Origin of the sequence: Methylobacterium sp. Leaf99 (assembly GCF_001422375.1) — a bacterium.
GTDB lineage: Bacteria > Pseudomonadota > Alphaproteobacteria > Rhizobiales > Beijerinckiaceae > Methylobacterium.
This window is the reverse complement of record NZ_LMMU01000007.1, coordinates 850,545-869,941: the sequence shown is the minus strand read 5'-3', so window position 1 is coordinate 869,941 and position 19,397 is coordinate 850,545. Positions and strand designations below refer to the sequence as shown.

15 protein-coding genes and 2 tRNA genes are annotated in these 19,397 nt (G+C 67.8%); 8 read left to right on the top strand and 9 right to left on the bottom strand.

The features are described from left to right. Nucleotides 1-58 precede the first annotated feature (58 nt). Both ASF28_RS14905 and ASF28_RS14900 read left to right on the top strand, forming a co-directional pair. Nucleotides 59-1,360 carry a YeaH/YhbH family protein gene (locus ASF28_RS14905; protein ID WP_056093979.1) on the top strand — a complete coding sequence of 434 codons (1,302 nt, stop codon included), beginning with the start codon at nucleotides 59-61 and terminating at the stop codon, nucleotides 1,358-1,360. A gap of 71 nt (nucleotides 1,361-1,431) precedes the next feature. Continuing rightward, the gene (locus tag ASF28_RS14900) at nucleotides 1,432-3,006 is read left to right on the top strand and encodes a SpoVR family protein (protein ID WP_056093976.1); all 1,575 of its coding nucleotides are present in this window, start codon (nucleotides 1,432-1,434) and stop codon (nucleotides 3,004-3,006) included. Between the two features lie 143 nt (nucleotides 3,007-3,149). Here ASF28_RS14900 and ASF28_RS14895 read toward each other — a convergent pair. From ASF28_RS14895 to ASF28_RS14875, 5 genes are all read right to left on the bottom strand, one after another. Next, a tRNA-Pro gene (locus tag ASF28_RS14895) sits at nucleotides 3,150-3,226 on the bottom strand. Between the two features lie 197 nt (nucleotides 3,227-3,423). Then, nucleotides 3,424-6,633, bottom strand: coding sequence for an efflux RND transporter permease subunit (locus tag ASF28_RS14890; RefSeq protein WP_056093973.1), 3,210 nt, complete (start codon nucleotides 6,631-6,633; stop codon nucleotides 3,424-3,426). A 291-nt stretch (nucleotides 6,634-6,924) separates the two neighbouring features. Continuing rightward, on the bottom strand, nucleotides 6,925-8,061 hold the full coding sequence (locus tag ASF28_RS14885; protein ID WP_056093970.1) for an efflux RND transporter periplasmic adaptor subunit: 1,137 nt from the start codon (nucleotides 8,059-8,061) through the stop codon (nucleotides 6,925-6,927). 135 nt (nucleotides 8,062-8,196) lie between these two features. Continuing rightward, entirely contained in the window at nucleotides 8,197-8,520 is a 324-nt protein-coding gene (locus tag ASF28_RS14880; protein WP_056093967.1) for a rhodanese-like domain-containing protein, read from the bottom strand. Between the two features lie 29 nt (nucleotides 8,521-8,549). Next, the gene (locus ASF28_RS14875; RefSeq protein ID WP_056093964.1) at nucleotides 8,550-9,854 is read right to left on the bottom strand and encodes a glycosyltransferase family 4 protein; all 1,305 of its coding nucleotides are present in this window, start codon (nucleotides 9,852-9,854) and stop codon (nucleotides 8,550-8,552) included. Between the two features lie 104 nt (nucleotides 9,855-9,958). On the opposite strand from ASF28_RS14875, the gene ASF28_RS14870 reads away from it, so the two are divergent. After that, nucleotides 9,959-10,828 carry an MBL fold metallo-hydrolase gene (locus ASF28_RS14870; RefSeq protein ID WP_056093960.1) on the top strand — a complete coding sequence of 290 codons (870 nt, stop codon included), beginning with the start codon at nucleotides 9,959-9,961 and terminating at the stop codon, nucleotides 10,826-10,828. A gap of 3 nt (nucleotides 10,829-10,831) precedes the next feature. Here ASF28_RS14870 and ASF28_RS14865 read toward each other — a convergent pair whose 3' ends face one another. After that, on the bottom strand, nucleotides 10,832-11,536 hold the full coding sequence (locus tag ASF28_RS14865) for a glutathione binding-like protein (RefSeq protein ID WP_056093957.1): 705 nt from the start codon (nucleotides 11,534-11,536) through the stop codon (nucleotides 10,832-10,834). A 171-nt stretch (nucleotides 11,537-11,707) separates the two neighbouring features. Here ASF28_RS14865 and ASF28_RS14860 point away from each other — a divergent pair, with 171 nt between their 5' ends. From ASF28_RS14860 to ASF28_RS14850, 3 genes are all read left to right on the top strand, one after another. Then, entirely contained in the window at nucleotides 11,708-11,941 is a 234-nt protein-coding gene (locus ASF28_RS14860; RefSeq protein WP_056093955.1) for a hypothetical protein, read from the top strand. 63 nt (nucleotides 11,942-12,004) lie between these two features. Continuing rightward, a tRNA-Pro gene (locus tag ASF28_RS14855) sits at nucleotides 12,005-12,081 on the top strand. 41 nt (nucleotides 12,082-12,122) lie between these two features. Next, complete coding sequence (locus ASF28_RS14850; protein ID WP_056093951.1) at nucleotides 12,123-12,434, top strand: ETC complex I subunit; 312 nt, start codon at nucleotides 12,123-12,125, stop codon at nucleotides 12,432-12,434. Between the two features lie 168 nt (nucleotides 12,435-12,602). On the opposite strand, the gene ASF28_RS14845 is transcribed toward ASF28_RS14850, so the two are convergent. The 3 genes from ASF28_RS14845 to ASF28_RS14835 form a co-directional block, all read right to left on the bottom strand. Further along, the gene (locus tag ASF28_RS14845) at nucleotides 12,603-13,067 is read right to left on the bottom strand and encodes a nucleoside deaminase (RefSeq protein WP_056093948.1); all 465 of its coding nucleotides are present in this window, start codon (nucleotides 13,065-13,067) and stop codon (nucleotides 12,603-12,605) included. Between the two features lie 24 nt (nucleotides 13,068-13,091). Beyond that, complete coding sequence (locus ASF28_RS14840) at nucleotides 13,092-14,159, bottom strand: spore photoproduct lyase family protein (RefSeq protein ID WP_056093945.1); 1,068 nt, start codon at nucleotides 14,157-14,159, stop codon at nucleotides 13,092-13,094. A gap of 162 nt (nucleotides 14,160-14,321) precedes the next feature. Continuing rightward, the gene (locus ASF28_RS14835) at nucleotides 14,322-15,068 is read right to left on the bottom strand and encodes an SHOCT domain-containing protein (protein ID WP_056093942.1); all 747 of its coding nucleotides are present in this window, start codon (nucleotides 15,066-15,068) and stop codon (nucleotides 14,322-14,324) included. Between the two features lie 264 nt (nucleotides 15,069-15,332). On the opposite strand from ASF28_RS14835, the gene glgX reads away from it, so the two are divergent. Continuing rightward, on the top strand, nucleotides 15,333-17,609 hold the full coding sequence (gene glgX, locus ASF28_RS14830; RefSeq protein ID WP_056093939.1) for a glycogen debranching protein GlgX: 2,277 nt from the start codon (nucleotides 15,333-15,335) through the stop codon (nucleotides 17,607-17,609). A 147-nt stretch (nucleotides 17,610-17,756) separates the two neighbouring features. Next, nucleotides 17,757-19,382: a hybrid sensor histidine kinase/response regulator gene (locus ASF28_RS14825; protein WP_056093936.1), complete on the top strand. Its 1,626-nt coding sequence runs from the start codon at nucleotides 17,757-17,759 to the stop codon at nucleotides 19,380-19,382. Nucleotides 19,383-19,397 lie beyond the last annotated feature (15 nt).

Here is a 19,397-nt window from a genome sequence, read left to right as displayed (position 1 = left end):
GCCGCTTCCGGCCCGTCGAAACCCGCGAGACTCTTGAGGGCGAAGGCAAACACACCGGATGCACATCGTCGACCGTCGTTTGAATCCCGGGGGCAAGAGCCTCGCCAACCGCCAGCGCTTCCTGCGCCGCGTGAAGGACATGGCCCAGCGCGCCGTGCGGGAATCCGCCCGCGAGAAGGACATCAAGGACCTCGGCAAGGATGGGCGCGTGTCGGTGCCCCTGGACGGCGTGCGGGAGCCGCGTTTCTCCCGCCAGTCCGGAACCGGGCTGCACGATCACATCCTGCCCGGCAACAAGACCTACGTGGAGGGCGACCGCATCGAGCGTCCGCCGTCCGGCGGCGGCGGCAAGGGCTCAGGCGAGGGCGGGGACGGCCAGGAGAACGGCGAGGACGCGTTCCGCTTCGTCCTCACCCGCGACGAGTTTCTGGAGCTCTTCCTCGAAGACCTCGAACTGCCGGACCTCGCCAAGCGGCGCCTGTCCGTGGTCGAGACCGAGGGCCTGAGGCGGGCCGGCTACACGGTGTCGGGCTCGCCCGCCAACCTCGCCCTGACCCGGACCCTGCGCAACTCCATGTCCCGGCGCATCGCCCTCAAGCGCCCGAAGCCCGACGAGGTCGCGGCGCTGGAAGCGCGCATCGCCGAGACCCCGTCGAGCCATCCCGACCTGCCCGACCTGCTCCTGGCCCTGGCGGCGCTCCGCGAGCGCACCAGGCGCATTCCCTACGTCGACCCCATCGACCTGCGCTACCGGCGCTTCGAGCCCTATCCGCGCCCCGTGGCCCAGGCGGTGATGTTCTGCCTCATGGACGTCTCGGGATCGATGACCGAGCACATGAAGGATCTCGCCAAGCGCTTCTACATCCTGCTGCACATCTTCCTGACGCGGCGCTACCGCCACGTCGAGATCGTCTTCATCCGCCATACGGACAAGGCGACGGAGGTGGACGAGGAAACCTTCTTCGGCTCGCGCGAGACCGGCGGCACCCTGGTCTCCTCGGCGCTGGTCGAGATGAAGCGCGTCATCACCGAGCGCTACGATCCCAACGACTGGAACATCTACGCGGCGCAGGCCTCCGACGGCGACAACGTCTCGTCGGACGGGCCGACCTCCACCGAGCTCCTGCGCGCCCACATCCTGCCCGCCTGCCAGCACTTCGCCTATCTGGAGGTCGGCGACGAGAACGGGCCCCGTGCCGGCTTCGTCGAGCACCGCACCACCCTGTGGCGCACCTACGAGGGGCTCGCCAAATCCGGTGGCGCCATCGCCATGCGCAAGGTCAACCACCGGCGCGACATCTATCCGGTGTTTCGGGAATTGTTCGGCCGCAAGGACGCGCGGGCCGAAGCCGAGGCTTGAGCCACGATTGCGTCCTCTCCCCTCTTACGGGGAGGGGAGGCGAGACGGACCGCTTGGGAGACAGGACGACCATGGTCGGCAGCATCATCCGTCCCACCCTCGATCCGGAGGCAGGCGGCCAACGGCCCCTGTTCACCGGCAACGACTGGGACTTCGACACGATCAAGCGCATCCACGACGCCTGCGAGGCCATCGCCGGCGGGGAGCTCGGCCTGTCGTGGTATCCGAACCAGATCGAGATCATCACCGCCGAGCAGATGCTCGACGCCTACGCGTCCATCGGCATGCCGCTGTTCTACAAGCACTGGTCGTTCGGCAAGCATTTCGCCCAGCACGAGGCCAGCTACCGGCGCGGCATGATGGGCCTCGCCTACGAAATCGTCATCAACTCCAACCCGTGCATCTCCTACGTCATGGAGGAGAACACGGCGACGATGCAGACCCTGGTGATCGCCCACGCGGCGTTCGGGCACAATCACTTCTTCAAGAACAACTACCTGTTCAAGCAGTGGACCGATGCCGACGGCATCCTCGACTATCTCGATTTCGCGAAGGGCTTCATCACCCGCTGCGAGGAGCGCTACGGCCACGCAGCCGTGGAATCGGTCCTCGACGCCGCCCATGCCCTGATGAACCAGGGCGTCCACCGCTATCCCCGCAAGAAGCGGCCGGATCTCGCCTCCGAGCAGCGCCGCGAGCGCGAGCGGGCCGAGCACGGCGAGCAGGTCTACAACGACCTCTGGCGCACCCTGCCGCAGAAGATCGCCGGCGCGCGGCCCGACCTCGCCGTCGAGCGCCGCAAGGCGCTCCTCGAACTGCCCCAGGAGAACCTGCTCTACTTCCTCGAGAAGGCCGCTCCGCGCCTCAGGCCGTGGCAGCGCGAACTCCTGCGCATCGTCCGCCTGGTGGCGCAGTATTTCTACCCGCAGCGGCAGACCAAGGTGATGAACGAGGGCTGCGCCACCTACTGCCACTACCGGATCATGAACTCCCTGTCGCAGAAGGGGCTCATCGGCGAGGCGGCCTACCTCGAGTTCCTGACCTCGCACACCAACGTCATCCGCCAGCCGAACTACAGCGAGCGCGGCTACAACGGCCACAACCCCTACGCCATCGGGTTCGCCATGATGCAGGACATCGCCCGCATCGTGGAGCAGCCCACCGAGGAGGATCGGGCGTGGTTCCCCGACATCGCCGGCACGGGCGACGCCATGGCGACCCTGCGCGACATCTGGGCGAACTACCGCGACGAGAGCTTCATCGCGCAGTTCCTCTCCCCCAAGCTCATGCGCGACATGCGCCTGTTCCACGTGGTCGACGATCCCGACAAGGCGGAGCTTCGCGTCGAGGCGATCCACGACGAGCGTGGCTACCGCAAGATGCGCCGCTCCTTCGCCCGCCAGTACGACGTCGCCTGGCTCGATCCCGACATCGAGGTCATGGACGTGGACCTCGAGGGCGATCGCCGCCTCATCGTCCACCACAAGGCGCTCAACCGCATCACCCTGCAGAAGGACGACGCCAAGCGCGTGCTCCAGCACCTGGCCGATCTCTGGGGCTACGATGCGGTTCTGAAAGAGATCGATCCGGCGACCGACGACGTGCTCGCCGAGCACCACGCCACGGCCCGGCCGATCTTTTTCTGATCGCCACGTTTGTCGCTCGTCCTGCGGGATGGGCGGCGGCTGTGGAACGCGCGAGCCGACATGAAAAAGGCCGAGGTGCAAAGCACCTCGGCCTTTTCCCGGAGCGGCGGGACCAGCGACGGGGCTGATCCTCAGGCTGTGATTGGTCGGAGTAGCAGGACTTGAACCTGCGACCCCCTGTCCCCCAGACAGGTGCGCTACCGGGCTGCGCTATACTCCGTCGGATCGCTCCGTAGTCCGTCGTTCCCATCGTCCCGAACCCCGACACGCATCCCTGGGGGAGGTGCGATCAACCGGGTCGGTCGACGGTGCGACACCCCTTGGGGGGGTGGAGGCGTCTTAGCTTTCCACCCTCCGGGACGCAACCCCTAAGGTGGCATCGAACACCGAGTCTCGATGGTCGATGCCACCGATTCCTCAGGCGTGCGACGGGGTGGCGTGGGGATCGTGCTTGTCGGGCGTGGTGTTGTCCGGGGACTTGCCGCGCTTCTTCGCGATCCAGATCAGAAGGTTCCGGATCACCACGTAGAACACCGGGGTGAGGAACAGGCCGAACAGGGTCGCGCCGATCATGCCGAAGCACACGGCGGTGCCGAGGGCCTGACGCATCTCGGCGCCCGGACCCGTGGCGATGACCAGGGGCACGGTGCCGAGGATGAAGGCGAAGGCCGTCATCAGGATCGGGCGCAGGCGCAGGCGGCAGGCTTCGACGGCGGCGGCCACGGGCCCCTTGTGCTCCGTCTCCTCGAGCTGGTGGGCGAACTCGACGATGAGGATGGCGTTCTTGGCGGCCAGGCCCACGAGCACGATCAGACCGATCTGGGTCAGGATGTTGTTGTCCTGCCCCCGGAACTGCACCGCCGCGAGGGCCGCGAGGACGCCGGTCGGCACTACCAGGATGATGGCCAGCGGCAGCGCCCAGGATTCGTACTGGGCGGCGAGGACGAGGAACACGAGGAGCACGCCGAGGGCGAAGACGTACACGGCCGTGTTGCCCGTGGCCTTCTGCTGGAACGCGATTTCGGTCCAGTCGTAGGAATACCCCTCCGGCATGGTCTGGGCGATCTTCTCCATGGCCTCCAGGGCCTGTCCGGTGGAGATGCCGGGCTTGGCGTCGCCCTGGATCGGCACCGAGTAGAACAGGTTGAAGCGCTGGACGATCTGCGGTCCGCTGATCTCGCGGATGGAGGCCAGCGTTCCCATGGGCACGAGGGCGCCCGTGGACGAGCGGACCTTCAGCTGCTCGATGTCCCGCTTCTCGAGGCGGAACGCTGCGTCGGCCTGCATCCGGACCTGGTAGATGCGGCCGAAGGCGTTGAAGTCGTTGACGTAGGCGCCGCCGAGGTTGGCCTGAAGGGTCGCGAACACCGAGGCGAGGGGTACGTTCAGCATCCGCGCCATGGTGCGGTCGATGTCGATGAAGAGCTGCGGCGTGTCGTTGCCGAAGGTGGTGAAGACGCGCTGCACCTCCTTGCTCTGGTTGGCCTGGCTCAGCACCTCGTTGGCGGCCGCCAGCAGCGGGCCGATGGCCGAGCTCTGGCGGCTCTCGATCTGCATCTTGAAGCCGCCGCCGTTGCCGAGACCGCGCACGGGTGGCGGCGGGATGAACAGGACCCGGGCTTCCTGAATCTCGGCGGTGGCCTTGAACACGTCACCCGTGATCGCGGCGGCCGAGCGGCCCGTCGTCGCCCGCTCCTTGGCCCCCTTCAGGGTGAGGAACATCACCGCGCCGTTGGTGGTGTTGGTGAAGGTGGCGCCGTCGAAGCCCGAGATGATGACGGCGTTGGCGACGCCATCGACCTTGCGGGCGAGTTCGGCGGCGCGTCGCACCACCGCCGTGGTCCGCTCCAGGGCCGACCCGGCGGGAAGCTGGACGACGCCGATGAGGTAGCCCTGGTCCTGCTGCGGGATGAAGCCCGTCGGCACGGTGGTGACGAGGTGGATCGTACCGGCCAGGACGCAGCCGTAGACGATGAGCATGCCGAAGAGGCCGATCACCCGCCCGGTGAGGAACTGGATCACCCGGGCGTAGCCGTTGGACAGGGCGTCGAAGCCGCGGTTGAAGGTGTTGGCGCACCAGGCGATGAACCGCGCGAGGAAGAACTTCGGCGGCTTGTGCTCGTGGTGGGGCTTCAGCAGCAGCTTGCACAAAGCCGGCGACAGGGTCAGCGAGTTGAACATCGAGATGATGGTCGAGGCCGCGATGGTGAGCGCGAACTGCTTGTAGAACTGACCCGAGATGCCCGGGATGAAGGCGGTGGGGATGAACACCGCCGACAGCACGAGGGCGATGGCCACCACGGCGCCGCCGACCTCGTCCATGGTCTTGTGGGCGGCGTCGCCGGGCGAGAGCCCCTCGGCCATGTTGCGCTCGACGTTCTCCACCACGACGATGGCGTCGTCGACCACGATGCCGATGGCGAGGACGAGTCCGAACAGGGTGAGATTGTTCACGGAGAAGCCGAAGGCCGCCATGGCCGCGAAGGTGCCGATGAGCGACACGGGAATCGCGATCACCGGGATCAGCGCCGTGCGCCAGCTCTGGAGGAACACCAGCACCACGATGACCACGAGGACGACGGCCTCGAAGAGGGTCTTGTAGACCTCGTGCACCGACTCCTCGATGAACTCCGTCGGGTTGTAGGCGATCTTGTACTCGACGCCGGGCGGGAAGTTCTTGGCGATGGTGTCCATGGTCTGGCGCACCTGGCTCGCCGCCTCGAGGGCGTTGGTGCCGGGCCGCTGGAACACGCCGACGCCCACCGCCGGGGTCGCGTTGAGGAAGGACTGGGTGGTGTAGTCCTTCTGGCCCATCTCCGTCCGGCCGATGTCCTTGATGCGCACGAGGCGCCCGTCGGCGGCCTTGACGATGACCTCCGTGAACTCCTCCGGCGTCTGGAAGCGGCCCTGTGACTGGACCACGAGCTGGAACGCATTGGAGGCGGGCGCCGGCGGCGCCCCGAGGGCACCCGAGGCGACCTGGACGTTCTGCTCCTGCAGAGAGGTCAGCACGTCGGTGGTCGAGAGACCGTAGGCGGCGAGCTTGTTGGGGTCGAGCCAGATGCGCAGGGCGTACTCGCTGCCGCCAAACACCGTGATGTCGCCGACACCGTCGAGGCGCAGAAGCTCGTCGCGAATCCGGAGATAGATGTAGTTCGAGAGGTAGTTCTGGTCGTAGGTGTTGTCGGGCGAGAGCACGTGCACGACCAGCATCAGGTCGGGCGAGGCCTTGCGGACGGTCACGCCGAGGTTGCGCACGTCCGGCGGCAGGCGCGGCTGGGCGACCGAGAGGCGGTTCTGCACCAGCACGTTGGCGATATCGAGGTTGGTGCCGACCTTGAACGTGACGGTGAGCTGCATGTTGCCGTCGTTGGTCGACAACGACGTCATGTAGAGCATGTTGTCGACGCCGTTCACCTCCTGCTCGATGGGCGTCGCGATGGTCGCCGCCACGGTCTCGGCATTGGCGCCCGGATACGAGGCGCGCACCACCACGGTGGGCGGCACGATCTCGGGATACTGCGAGACCGGCAGGGACTCGTAGGCCACGTAGCCGATGATCAGGAACAGGATCGACGTGACGGACGCGAAGATCGGTCGATCGACGAAGAAGTGGGCAAAACGCATCGGGTGAACCTCTCGCCGTTCCGGGGTCGTGCGACCCGAACGGGACCGTCTTGTCGTCTGCGGTCGGGCACGCGGATCGTGGACGATCCGGGCGCACGTTCATTTCGGCTACGGCCGGCGCTTCGCCGACCGTTCGTTCATGGCGCGCCTTGCCCCCACCCGGCGCGCCGTGAACGGTTCGGGTCGTGTGCCGGTCTCAAGCGACGCCTGCACACGACCCCTGATCCTGTTCGAGACACGGGCGCGGGACCGGATGATCCGGGCCGCGCATCCTGTCCTCAGCCGTCCCCGTCAGCTCTTGCTCGCCGGCAGCGTCGAGGACTCGGCCGTGACCTTGGCGCCGGGCCGCACGCGGGACAGGCCGTTGACCACGACGTTCTCGTCGCCCTTCAGCCCGTCGCGGATCACCCGGTAGCCGTCGACCTTCGGCCCGAGCTTCACCTCCCGGGAGGCGACCGAGCCGTCGTCGGCGACGAGGTAGACGACGCGCTTGTCCTGGTTGGCCGAGATGGCGTCGTCCGGAAGCAGGATGCCCTGGTAGGGCTTGGTGGCCGGCAGGGACACGATGCCGAACAGGCCCGGCTTGATGAACCCGTCGGGATTCTCGACGGTGGCCCGCAGCAGGACCGTGCCGGTGGCGTTGTCGACGCGGTTGTCGACGAAATCGAGGACGCCCTTGCGGGTCGGCTTCTCCTCGCCGGTGAGTGCGATGAGGATCGGAACGCCCTTGCCCTTCTGGGTCTGGCCCATGCCGATCCCGAGGGCGCCCTGGTACTTCAGGAAGGAGCGCTCATCCACGGTGAAGCCGAAGTAGATCGGGTCGAGGGAAACGATGGTGGTCAGCAGGGTCTGGTCGGTGATGACGATGTTGCCCTCGGTGACGAGGCGCCGGCTGATGCGGCCCGAGATCGGGGCCTTCACCTCGGTGAAGTCGTAGTTGAGCTGGGCTTGGCGCAGCTGCGCATCGGCGCTGTCGACGTCGGCCTGGGCCGTCTGCGAGGCCTGGCGACGCTGGTCCGTCACCTGCTCGGAGATGTTGCCCGAGCGGCTCAGGGTCTGGGCGCGGTCGAGATCGGTCTGCGAGAAGTTGAGGCGGGCCTTGGCCGAAACCAGGGCGGCCTGGGCCTGATCGAGGGCGGCCTTGTAGGGGCGCCGGTCGATGACGAAGAGCAGGTCGCCCTTCTTCACCGTCGCACCGTCCTGGAAGTTCAGCTTCTCGAGATAGCCGGTGACGCGGGCGCGGACATCGACGATCTCCACGGGGTCGAACCGGCCCGTGTACATGTCGGTCTCGACGATCTCGCGCACCACGGGCTTCGCCGTCGTCACCTTCGGCGGCGGCCCGCCGGGCGCCTGGGCGAGGGCCGGTAGTCCCGCTAGCGCGAGGCCGAGGGCCGGAAGGAAGCGGAAGAGCAGGCGCCTGCGCATATCGATAATCCCTATGCCCTGCGAGCTAGAGGTCTGGCATCGACCTTGTTGTGCGCTGTCGCACATGATCGTCCGCCCCGTCGCAGCCGTCCCGCTATTTGAAATCACGGCGACGGAATGCCGGATGGTCGGCCGTCACCGCTCGATCGCTTCGCCGGCTGCGTACCAATCCTTGAATCCACCGACATAGTGCCCGTCGATGGAGTGGCCGGCCCGCTGGGCGGCCGCCAACGCATGCACCGAGCGGATTCCGGCGGCGCAGGAGAAGACGGGCCGTCGCCCATCCTCGGATACGAGGGCGGCGATGGTGTCCGGATCGAAGGTCGACAGGGGATGCGTGATCGAGCCCGGAATGCGGCCGCCGGCAAATTCGTGCGCCTCGCGCACGTCGATGAGCAGGAGCGTCCCGTCGGCGAGGCCGGCCTTGATCGCGTCCCGGTCCAGATCGACCACGTTCATGCCGGTATCCCCGCTGTCCTGATCCTCCTTTAGGCGCGTGCTGGCGTGGCCGCAACGCGTTCGGTCAGCACCGCATCCACCCGCGCGAAATGCGCCGTCCAGTCCGGCGGCGCGTAGCCGTCGAGGCGCGCCACGAGGTCCGCCCGCAGGGGGGATGCGGAAGCGCTCAGCGCTTCGATGGCCCCGCGCCAGCCCGGCCCATCCAGGGGATCGAGGAAGTGGGCGAACCCGCCTCCGATCTCGCGGTGGACGGCGAGGTCGGAGGCGACCACCGGCAGGCCGCAGGCCGCCGCCTCCACGACGGGCAGGCCGTACCCTTCCGCGAAGGAGGGCATCAGGAGCGCGGTCGCGCCCTGGAGCAGGCGGGCGAGTCCGTGGCTGGAAAGGCCGCCGACCTCGATCACGTGGTCCCGCATGGCCGGGCAGCGCTCCAGCATGTCGATGATGTTCTCCGCCTCCCAACCGCGCCGGCCGACGAGGACGAGGCGCGGGGTCGCCGGCCCGCGGCGCTGGGCGAGGTCGCGCCAGAGGTTGAGCAGGCCGAGGTGATTCTTGCGCGGCTCGATGGTGCCGCAGGCCACGAAGGTTGGGCGGTCGGGCACCAGGGCGGGCGCGCCGGGAGCCGGCCGGAACACCGGCTCGACGCCGAGCCAGGCCACCGTCGTCGGACGTCCGGGCAGGCCACGGGCCGCGAGGTATCCCGAAAAATGCGCCGCCACGTCGGCCGAGTTCACGAGGACATGGGCGGCATGGGCCGCGATGGTGCCCATGCGCACCGCGTGGCGCTCCGCCTCGCCGGGCCGGCCGTATTCCGGATAGGCGATAGGGATGAGGTCGTGGACGAAGAAGACCGGGCGGATGTCGCGTCGGTCGTACAGCCAGTCGAACCGCTCCGGCCGGTCGAGGCGCAGGTGCGAGGTGTGGAGATAGATGGTTCCGGCGGGCAGGCGGTCGGGGCCGCGCGCGCGCAGCACCGTCCACGCCGTGCGGGCCTGGAGGCGTCGGCGCGCCTGCGAATCCGAGCGCGGAGGCCGGCTCGCCGTCTCGCGCGTCGGCGCCCCGAGGGCGGCGGCGAGACGGCGATAGACCGGATCGTCCTCGGCTGTCCGATCCTCGACCCAGCCCGCCGCCACCGCCTCGACGATCCGCAGCGCCTCCGCCCGCTCCAGCACCTTCGGGCCGAGGGCCGTCGAAACGAGCCCGAAGCGCGCGCCGTCCTGAGCCAGGACGTGGCGGGCATAGGCGAGGTCGACCCGGTCGATTCCGCTGGGACTGGCGTGGCGAAGCCGCGTGATCAGGCGGGTGAGATCGAAGGCGATCGAGGGGACGGGCATGATCCTCCGGTTGCGTTCAGCCTCGCCATCGTATCGAAGCGGCGGCGATCCCGCCTATATGCTTGGCGCGATCCCGCAACGCCACCCGAACCCGAGCAACGCCCGTGTCTCCCGGTTACCTGCCCTTCGCGGGCGCCCTCGATCTGCCCGCCTACACCTGTGACAATTGCGGCTTCTGGCAGCGTCACTTCACGGTGCCGGCGTCCTGCCCCATGTGTCTCGATGCGCGTCACGTGGTGCCGCAGAACGGCTGGCAGTTCTGGACCGAGGCCGAGGCGCAGGAGCGCTTCCCCTGCCATTGGGAAGAACTGGAGCCGGGGGTCTGGCGCTTCTGGAACGACCCCGTCTCGGGCATCGGCCCGAGCGCGTACCTGATCCAGACACCGCAGGGGAACATGGGCTTCGAAGCCTGCCCGGTCTTCAGCGAAGCGGCGCTCCGGCACATCGCGACCCTCGGCGGGATGCAGGTGCTGTCGTCCTCCCACCCGCATGCCTACGGCGCGCTGGTGCAGCTGCAGGATCGCTTCGACCCGGAGGTGTGCCTGCCGGCGGCCGACTTCATCTGGAGCGCCGCGCTCCAGGTGTCGTGGCCCTACGACGACTTCCTCGAACCGCTGCCGTGCCTCGAACTCCATCGTACCGCCGGCCATTTCGATGGCCACGCGGTACTGTTCGATCGCGCGCGAAAGATCCTGTTCTGCGGCGACGCCCTGAAGTTCGAGCTCGACCCGAAGGACTTTCGCCGGGCCACGACGATTTCGGCCCACAAGGCGTTCGTGCGCGGGGTGCCGCTCACGACGAACGAGCTGCGGCGCTACCGCGACGTGTTCGCCGCCCTCGACTTCACCCAGACCTGGACTCCGTTCGAGCCGGCCGCCAATTGCGGACGGCCCGAGGTGCTGGCCCTCCTCGACGGCATGCTGGCGACCCGCCCGCACGCCGCTCCGGTACCGCTCGACTCGCTGGGGCGCTGACGCTCAGGCCCGGCCCTTCGCGGTCTGGCCGAACATCACCCGCTTGGCATCCTCGCTCATGGTCTTGCCATGGTCGGGGTTGACCTCCGGGGCTCGGGCATAGGCTGCCTTGGTGCCCGGACGCTCGGCGATGGCGGTGAACCAGCGTGCGAGGTGGGGGAAGTCGGACAGGGTCTGGCCCTGCTTCTCGTACGGCACGATCCAGGGATAGGCGGCCATGTCGGCGATGGAGTAATCGGCGCCCGCCACGAATTCGCGGTCGGCCAGACGCCGGTCGAGGACGCCGTAGAGGCGGTTGGTCTCCTTGACGTAGCGGTCGACGGCGTAGGGAATTTTTTCGGGCGCGTACTGGCTGAAATGGTGGTTCTGCCCGAGCATGGGCCCGAGGCCGCCCATCTGCCAGAACAGCCATTGCAGCACCTCGGCGCGGCCGCGCAGATCCTGAGCGATGAACCGGCCGGTCTTCTCGGCGAGGTAGAGCAGGATCGCGCCGGACTCGAACATGGCGACCGGCTCGCCGCCGTCCACCGGTGCGTGATCGACGATGGCCGGCATGCGGTTGTTGGGGGCGATGGCGAGGAAGTCCGGCCTGAACTGGTCGCCCGCGCCGATGTTCACCGGCTTGATCGCGTAGGGCAGGCCGGCCTCTTCGAGGAACAGCGTCACCTTGTGGCCGTTCGGCGTCGGCCAGTAATGCAGATCGATCATCGGACACCTCATACGGGCGAGCCGTCGCGTCGGCCGCTGTGGCCGAGTTGGCGCCGGGGTGGGCCGGGTTCAAGCGCCCGGTCCGGGTTCGATCGAATGCGACGGGTTCGCGCGCCCTTCGCTTAACGGGTTGCGTGCTCTTCTCGTCGGAGCGGGTGAGGGAGACGGCCCATGATCAGCGCAGTGTCGATCAGCAGCGGCGGGATGGCGGCGGCGACGCAGCGATTCGCCCAGGCCGCCGAAGGCGTGGCGACCATCGGCACCAGCCTGCCGGCGGCGACCCAGGTCGATCTGTCGAGCACGGCCCTGAACCTCATGGAGGCCAAGACCGATGTCAGCCTCAACGCAGCCATGCTGCGCACCGCCCTGGACATGGAGAAACGCGTCCTCGACATCCTCGCCTGAGCGCATCCATCCTTGCCCGGACCCCGCAAAGCTCCTATGAGCCGTGGGGCGTCGAGAACGCGTCGGGGTGTAGCGCAGCCTGGTAGCGCATCTGGTTTGGGACCAGAGGGTCGTAGGTTCGAATCCTATCGCCCCGACCATCTCTCGACCGGCAAACCCCGTGACCGTTGGGAACCGTCCGATGTCGAGCGCCCGGATCTACCAGCCCGCCAAGGACGCATCGCAGTCCGGGATGGCGCGCACCAAGGTCTGGGTCCTCGAATTCGACCAGAGCACCCCGCGCGAGACCGATCCGCTCATGGGCTGGACCGGCTCCTCCGACATGCTGCAGCAGGTGCGCCTGGAATTCGAGACCCGCGACGAGGCCATCGCCTACGCCACCCGCGCCCGCCTGTCCTACCGGGTCGAGGAGCCGCACCGGCCCATCGTCCGCAAGGGCCTGTCCTACTCGGACAACTTCAAATTCAACCGCACGGCACCCTGGACGCACTGATCCCGCCGGGGCACGCCCCCGTCAGAGCTGAATCAGGATCGTGACCGCGCCGAAGATCAGCACCGAGGCGACCGTCACGGCCAGGAGTATCAGGGCGGCGCGTGATTCGCGCAGGTCGTTCTCGGTCATCGTGCGAGGCTAGCGTCGGATCGCGCCCAAGCCAATCACTCAAGCCTCGCCGCTCTCGCGAGCGCGCCAAGCCGCGTAGGGATGCTCCTCCGCCGTCACCGGGTGGTGGCTCACCCGCATCGGCTGTTCGTCGAGGGGACGGCACAATTCCGCGTAGATGCCGGCGCCGATGAGGCCGTAGGCTTCTCCATCCTCCGCCGTGTAGGCGAAGTAGGCCTCGCGGATGCCCGAGAGCCGCATGGCGGCGTGGCACATGGGACAGGGGCGTCCGCTCGCGTAGACGACGCAACCGTCGAGCTTCGACGAGCCCAGCAGTCGGCTGGCTTCGCGGATCGCCACCATCTCGGCATGGTCCGTCGGGTCGTTGGTCTCCGCCGTCCGGTTGACGGCGCGGACCAGCACCGCACCGTCGCGGACGATCACGGCGCCGTAGGGCCTTCCCCCCGACAGGACGTTGCTGTGGGCAAGGGCGACGGCGTCGTGCAGATGGGTTTCGTGGCTCATGGACGGCCGGTCTCCAAACGAGGGTCAGAATGCGTAACGCACGGTGCAGTAGGGCATCCGTTCGGCCAGAAGCGCGGTGAAGCGGGCGAGCCAGCGACCTTTCCAGCCCGTGCGGTAGCGCAGGTTCGCCCCTCCGCCCTGCGAGACCTTGGCTTCCTGGATGTCCGGGCGCCACAGGAGATCCTCGGCCTTCGGGTGCCAGCCGAGGTTGACCGCGTGCAGATCGGCATTGTGGGTCAGCATGATGATTTCGGCCTTGACCTGAGCCCGGGCCGCGTCCCCGATTCCGGCGTCGATGGCCGCGAACAGCTCGGCCCAGTCCGCCTCCCAGCCCTCGTAGAGGATGACCGGCGAGAAATTCAGGTGGACCTCGTAGCCGGCGGCCACGAAGTCGTCGATGGCGGCGATCCGCTCGGGGATCGGGCTCGTGCGGACATCGACGACTCGGGCGATGCGCTCCGGCATCATGGAAAACCGGATGCGGGTCTTGCCCTGCGGGTCGTAGGTCAGGAGATCGCGGTTTACCGCCTTGGTGGCGAAGGAGGCCTTGGCGTTGGGCAGGGTGCGGAACAGGCCGACGAGGTCGCGCACCGTATCGCTGATCGCGGCATCGACGGAGAGGTCGCCGTTCTCGCCGAGGTCGTAGACCCAGAGCGCCGGGTCGACGCTGTCCGGCTCGGGCAGGGGGCCTTGCCGGTCGGCATGCCGGCGGATGGCGGCGCAGACCGCCTCGACGTTGACGAACAGCGAGATCGGATTCGCGAATCCCTTGCGGCGCGGCACGTAGCAATAGGCGCAGGCCATGGCGCAGCCGTTGGAGGTCGAGGGCGCGATGAAGTGGGCGCTGCGGCCGTTGGGCCGCATGGTCAGTCCCTTCTTCACCCCGAGGACGAGGGTGGAGCGCTTGATCCGCACCCAATCCTCCACCGATCCGGCGTTGCCGTGCAGGGCGGGGATGTTCCAGTGCGAGGGAACCGGGATGCGCTCGGCGTCCGGGAAGCGATCGAGGATCGCCCGGCCCCGCGAAAACCCGGCGACCGCCGGCTCGTGATAGATCGTCCGGATATCGATGAGGTCGCGCGAGAGTCCCATGCCGCCTGACATGGGACTCTCGCCGCCTGCGGCGAGGCAGGTGCGGCTTTCGCGTTGTGGATGAGGGGTTGTCGGGAAGTTCGGAGGCGTTGTCGTTCCCGGGGTGAAATCCGACAACGACCGGGCGTTTCGCGCGGGACGCGAAGCCCCGTCGCCGTCTCGTCAGAGACGCGCCAGAAGCTCGGCCTTCTTGGCCGCGAATTCCCCCTCCGTCAGGACGCCCTTGCGCTGCAGTTCCGCCAGGCGTTCCAGGGTCGCGAGCACATCGTCGGCCGACGATGGCGGGCGGGGTGCTGCCGGCTCCGGGCGTTGCAGGGGCTCGGGCGTGAACGGCTTCGGCTGCGGGGTCGGTTCGGGGGTGCTCGGCTCGTCCTGCCCCGCCGCGTCGCCATCGATCCGGCGCAGGGTCTCGAGGTCGATGACTCCATCGGGCCCGGAGAAGCGTAGGCTGCGGGTGCCACCCTGCTGCTGCGAAACACCGGTGATGTGGTGGCCTTCCGTGTCGTAGACGGCGACCTGCCCGTCCGCCTCGACGGCAACGCGCTGTGCGTGCGGGAAGTATGCGTAGCGCTGGCCGTTCTGAGCTCCGGACGTCGCCGGTCGTCCGAGGCCTCGCGGCCACCACGCGCCGGAGACGCCGTCCCGTTCGGCGAACCCCGCCGGCGGCAAGGCGTCGGCCAGGGCGCCGCACAAGGCGGCGACGCGGGCCTTGAGGCCGGAATCGAACATGTTGCCGATCATCGTCATGCCCCCCGACGACCACTGGCCGAAGCCACCGAGTTCCGGATGGTTGAACTGGGCCATGGTGCCGTGCCCGGCCTCGAGGGCACGGACGAGGTGGCGCACGGCGTCGAGGCTCACCCCGTGCCGGTCCGCGATGTTCTGGAGGCCGTTGGGCTGGTCGGTCATCGGTATGCCTCGCGCGGAATGGTGTCTGTCGAACGGCGCGGATCACGTCGCAACGCCCATGCCGTGGGATCGTGCCACGGACAGGGGGCAGGTGTCGTGCCTTTGGCTCCCCGCCAAGGGTCGCCGACCTCACTTCGCGCCGCAAAAAGTTTTCCGCCACGGGGGACCTTCAACCCAAGCGTAAGCGTTGCCGTAGCGGTTTTGGCGTGCCGTGACGCCCGGTGTTTGCGCCACACCGGGTCCGGCACCGTCCCTGGAGCAGTTATGGCAGACGATTTTTCTCAGACCGGCAGGGCGTCCGCGCAGGGTTCCGCGCGGCGATCGCGCATCAAGGAAGGCTCGCCCTATCCCCTCGGCGCCAACTGGGACGGGCTCGGCGTCAACTTCGCCCTGTTCTCGGCTCACGCCACCAAGGTCGAACTGTGCCTGTTCGACGATGCCGGCGAGGAGGAACTCGAGCGCATCGAGTTGCCCGAATACACCGATGAGATCTGGCACGGCTACCTGCCCGATGCGCGCCCCGGCACCATCTACGGCTACCGCGTGCACGGTCCCTACGAGCCGAAGGCCGGCCACCGCTTCAACCCGAACAAGCTGCTCATCGATCCCTACGCCAAGGGTCTCGTCGGCTCCATCACCTGGAATCCGGCCCTGTTCGGCTACCAGATGGAGACGGGCGACGACCTGACCTTCGACGAGCGCGACTCGGCGCCGTTCACCCGGCGCAGCCGCGTCATCGACCCGGCCTTCACCTGGGGACGTGACCGCAAGCCCCACGTGCCGTGGGAGAAGACGATCTTCTACGAGACCCACGTCAAGGGTTTCACCAAGCTGCACCCGGCCGTGCCGGAGAAGCTGCGTGGCACCTATGCGGGCCTCGGAACTCCGGCGGTGCTCGACTACATCAAGAGCCTCGGGGTCACCTCCGTCGAGCTCCTGCCGGTCCATGCCTTCGTGCAGGACGATTACCTGCAGGAAAAGGACCTGGTGAATTACTGGGGCTACAACACCATCTCGTTCTTCACGCCCGCCCGCCGCTACGCGGCCGTGCCGGACTTCGCCTTCTCCGAGTTCAAGGAGATGGTTGCCCGCATGCACGGCGCCGGCCTCGAGGTGATCCTCGACGTGGTCTACAACCACACGGCCGAGGGCAACGAAAAGGGGCCGACCCTGTCCTACAAGGGCGTCGACAACGCCTCGTACTACCGGCTGATGCCGAAAGAGCCGCGCTACTACATCAACGACACGGGCACGGGGAACACGTTCAACCTGTCGCACCCCCGCGTCCTGCAGCTCGTGACGGACTCGCTTCGCTACTGGGCGACCGAGATGCGGGTCGACGGCTTCCGGTTCGATCTCGCGACGATCCTGGGCCGCGAGCCGCACGGCTTCGACGAGGGCGGCGGCTTCCTCGACACCTGCAGGCAGGACCCGGTGCTCAACTCGGTCAAGCTCATCGCCGAGCCGTGGGATTGCGGACCGGGCGGCTATCAGGTCGGCGGCTTCCCGCCGGGTTGGGCCGAGTGGAACGACCGCTACCGCGACGACGTGCGCGGATTCTGGCGGGGCGACGAGGGGCTGCTTCCCTCCCTCGCGTCGCGCCTCACGGGGTCGGCCGACAAGTTCAACAAGCGCGGGCGCAAGCCCTGGGCGTCCGTGAACTTCCTCACCGCCCATGATGGTTTCACGCTGAACGACACGGTGTCGTACAACGAGAAGCACAACATGGCGAACGGCGAGAACAACCGCGACGGCCATTCGCACAATCTCTCGAACAATTACGGCGTCGAGGGACCGACGGATGATCCCGAGATCCGGGCCGTGCGCCTGCGCCAGATGCGCAACATGCTGGCAACCCTGTTCTTGTCCCGTGGAACGCCGATGCTGCTTGCGGGTGACGAGTTCGCCCGGACCCAGAACGGCAACAACAACGCCTATTGTCAGGACAACGAGATCTCCTGGCTCGACTGGGGCGCCATCGGCCCGGAGGAACGGGATCTCACCGAGTTCACCCAGCGCCTGATGATCCTTCGCGAATCGCTGCCTATTCTCACACGGGGGCGCTTCCTCACGGGCGATTTCGACGAGGAACTTGGGGTTCGCGACGTCACATGGCTGACCCCCGACGGCACCGAGATGACGCCCGAGAACTGGTCTCAGGGCGATGCGCGGTCGCTCGCCGTGGTCCTCGACGGCCGGGCGCAGGTCTCGGGCATCCAGCGCCGGGGCGGCGATGCGACCCTGCTCCTGCTCTACAACGCCTACCACGACCTCGTTTCGTTCACCCTGCCGGCTACCGTCGGCGCCACGGCCTGGACGCGCCTCCTCGACACCAACCTGCCCGACAGCCAGGAGGTCGTCAGCGTGCCCGTGGGCGAGCGCTACGACGTCACCGGACGGTCGATGCTGATGTTCGTGCTCAAGCCCGAGGAAGTCGAGGACAGCGAGGTGACGGAGATGGAGCGGTCGTATCAGCACGTGATGCAGGCGTTCGAGCGCGCCAACATCGACAACGTCCGCTTCGGCGCCCGTAAGGAGTGACCGTCGCAGGGACGGTGCCGGTCCGGCATCGTCCCTGCCTCGAAGGCGTGGGCCGAGACGGCTGAAGAAGGGATACGGGAGCGGGTTCGGCCGTTGCCGTCTCGTGAACCGCGCCCTCCGTTCGACGCTCCTTTGAAGCGGACCCGCATGAACCAGACGCCTGAAACCCCGCCGACGGGTGTGCGAGTGCGGGTGGCCACCGGATCGGCCTCCGGCGGAACCGACCGTCACGGTGATCTCTTCTTCGCCGCCATCGCTTCGACGCGGATGCCCATGGTCGTCACCGATCCGGGGCAGGACGACAATCCGATCATCTTCACGAATCAGGCGTTCCTAGACCTGACCGGTTACGTCCGCGACGAGGTGGTGGGCCGCAACTGCCGGTTTCTCCAGGGTCCGGAGACCGACCGAAAGCTCGTGGCGGCAATTTCCCGCGCCATCGCCGCGCGCGAGGACTTCGCCACGGAGATCCTGAACTATCGCAAGGACGGCTCGACGTTCTGGAACGCGCTCTTCATCTCGCCGGTCTACGACGCCGCGGGCGAGCTCGTGTACTTCTTCGCCTCCCAGCTCGACGTGTCACGCCGCCGCGATGCCGAGGACGCCCTCGGCCAGGCACAGAAGATGGAGGCCCTCGGTCAGCTGACCGGCGGGATCGCCCACGACTTCAACAACCTGCTGCAGGTTGTGGTCGGCTACGTCGACATCCTCAGCGCGGGGCTCGACCGGCCGGAGCCGGATACGGGCCGCCTACGCCGGGCCACGGAGAACATCCGCGTCGCCGCCGAACGCGCCACGATCCTGACACAGCAACTCCTCGCCTTCGCGCGCAACCAGCGCCTCCAGGGCCGCGCGGTCAATCTCAACAGCCTGGTGACCGACCTGCGCGAGAGGGTGGACCGGACCCTCGGGGATGCCGTGACCATCGACCTGCGCCTCGCCCCCGACCTCTGGACCTGCCGGGTCGATCCGGCCCAGACTGAGGTCGCGCTCCTCAATATCCTCATCAATGCCCGCGACGCGATGCCGGACGGCGGCCGTGTCACTATCGCCACGTGCAACCGGGAGGTCGGCCCCGGCCACGACGCCCATGGCGGCCCGCTTCAGCCCGGGCGTTACGTCACCGTCAGCATCGTCGACACCGGCGTCGGCATCCCGTCCACTGCGCTGGCGCGGGTGATGGACCCGTTCTTCACCACCAAGGAGGAGGGCAAGGGCACCGGCCTCGGCCTATCGATGGTCTACGGTTTCGCCAAGCAATCGGGGGGGGCTGCCCAGATCACCTCACAGGTCGGCGAGGGCACGGCCGTGAGCCTGTCGTTCCCGGCGGGAGGAGAGGGCGAGACGCGGGCCGCGCCCCGTATCGATCCTCCGCCCGTCGAGCCGCCCGGGACCGAAACGGTGCTCATCGTCGATGACCGCGAGGACGTGGCGGAACTCGCACGCACCATCCTGAGGGACTTCGGCTACACGATTCTGATGGCCCGCAACGGACGCGAAGCCCTCGAGATCGTGGACAGTGCCGCGACCATCGATCTCCTGTTCACGGATCTGATCATGCCCGGCGGCATGAACGGCATCGTCCTGGCCCGCGCGGCCCGCGACCGGCGGCCCTGCCTCAAGGTGCTGCTTACGACGGGCTACGCCGAGGCGAGCCTGGAGCGAACCGATGCGGGGGGAAACGAGTTCGAACTTCTGAACAAGCCCTACCGTCGCACGGAGCTGATCCGGCGGGTCCGGTCCGTCCTCGACGGGCCGATGGGGATGAGCTGAAGAGGCAGCGAACGG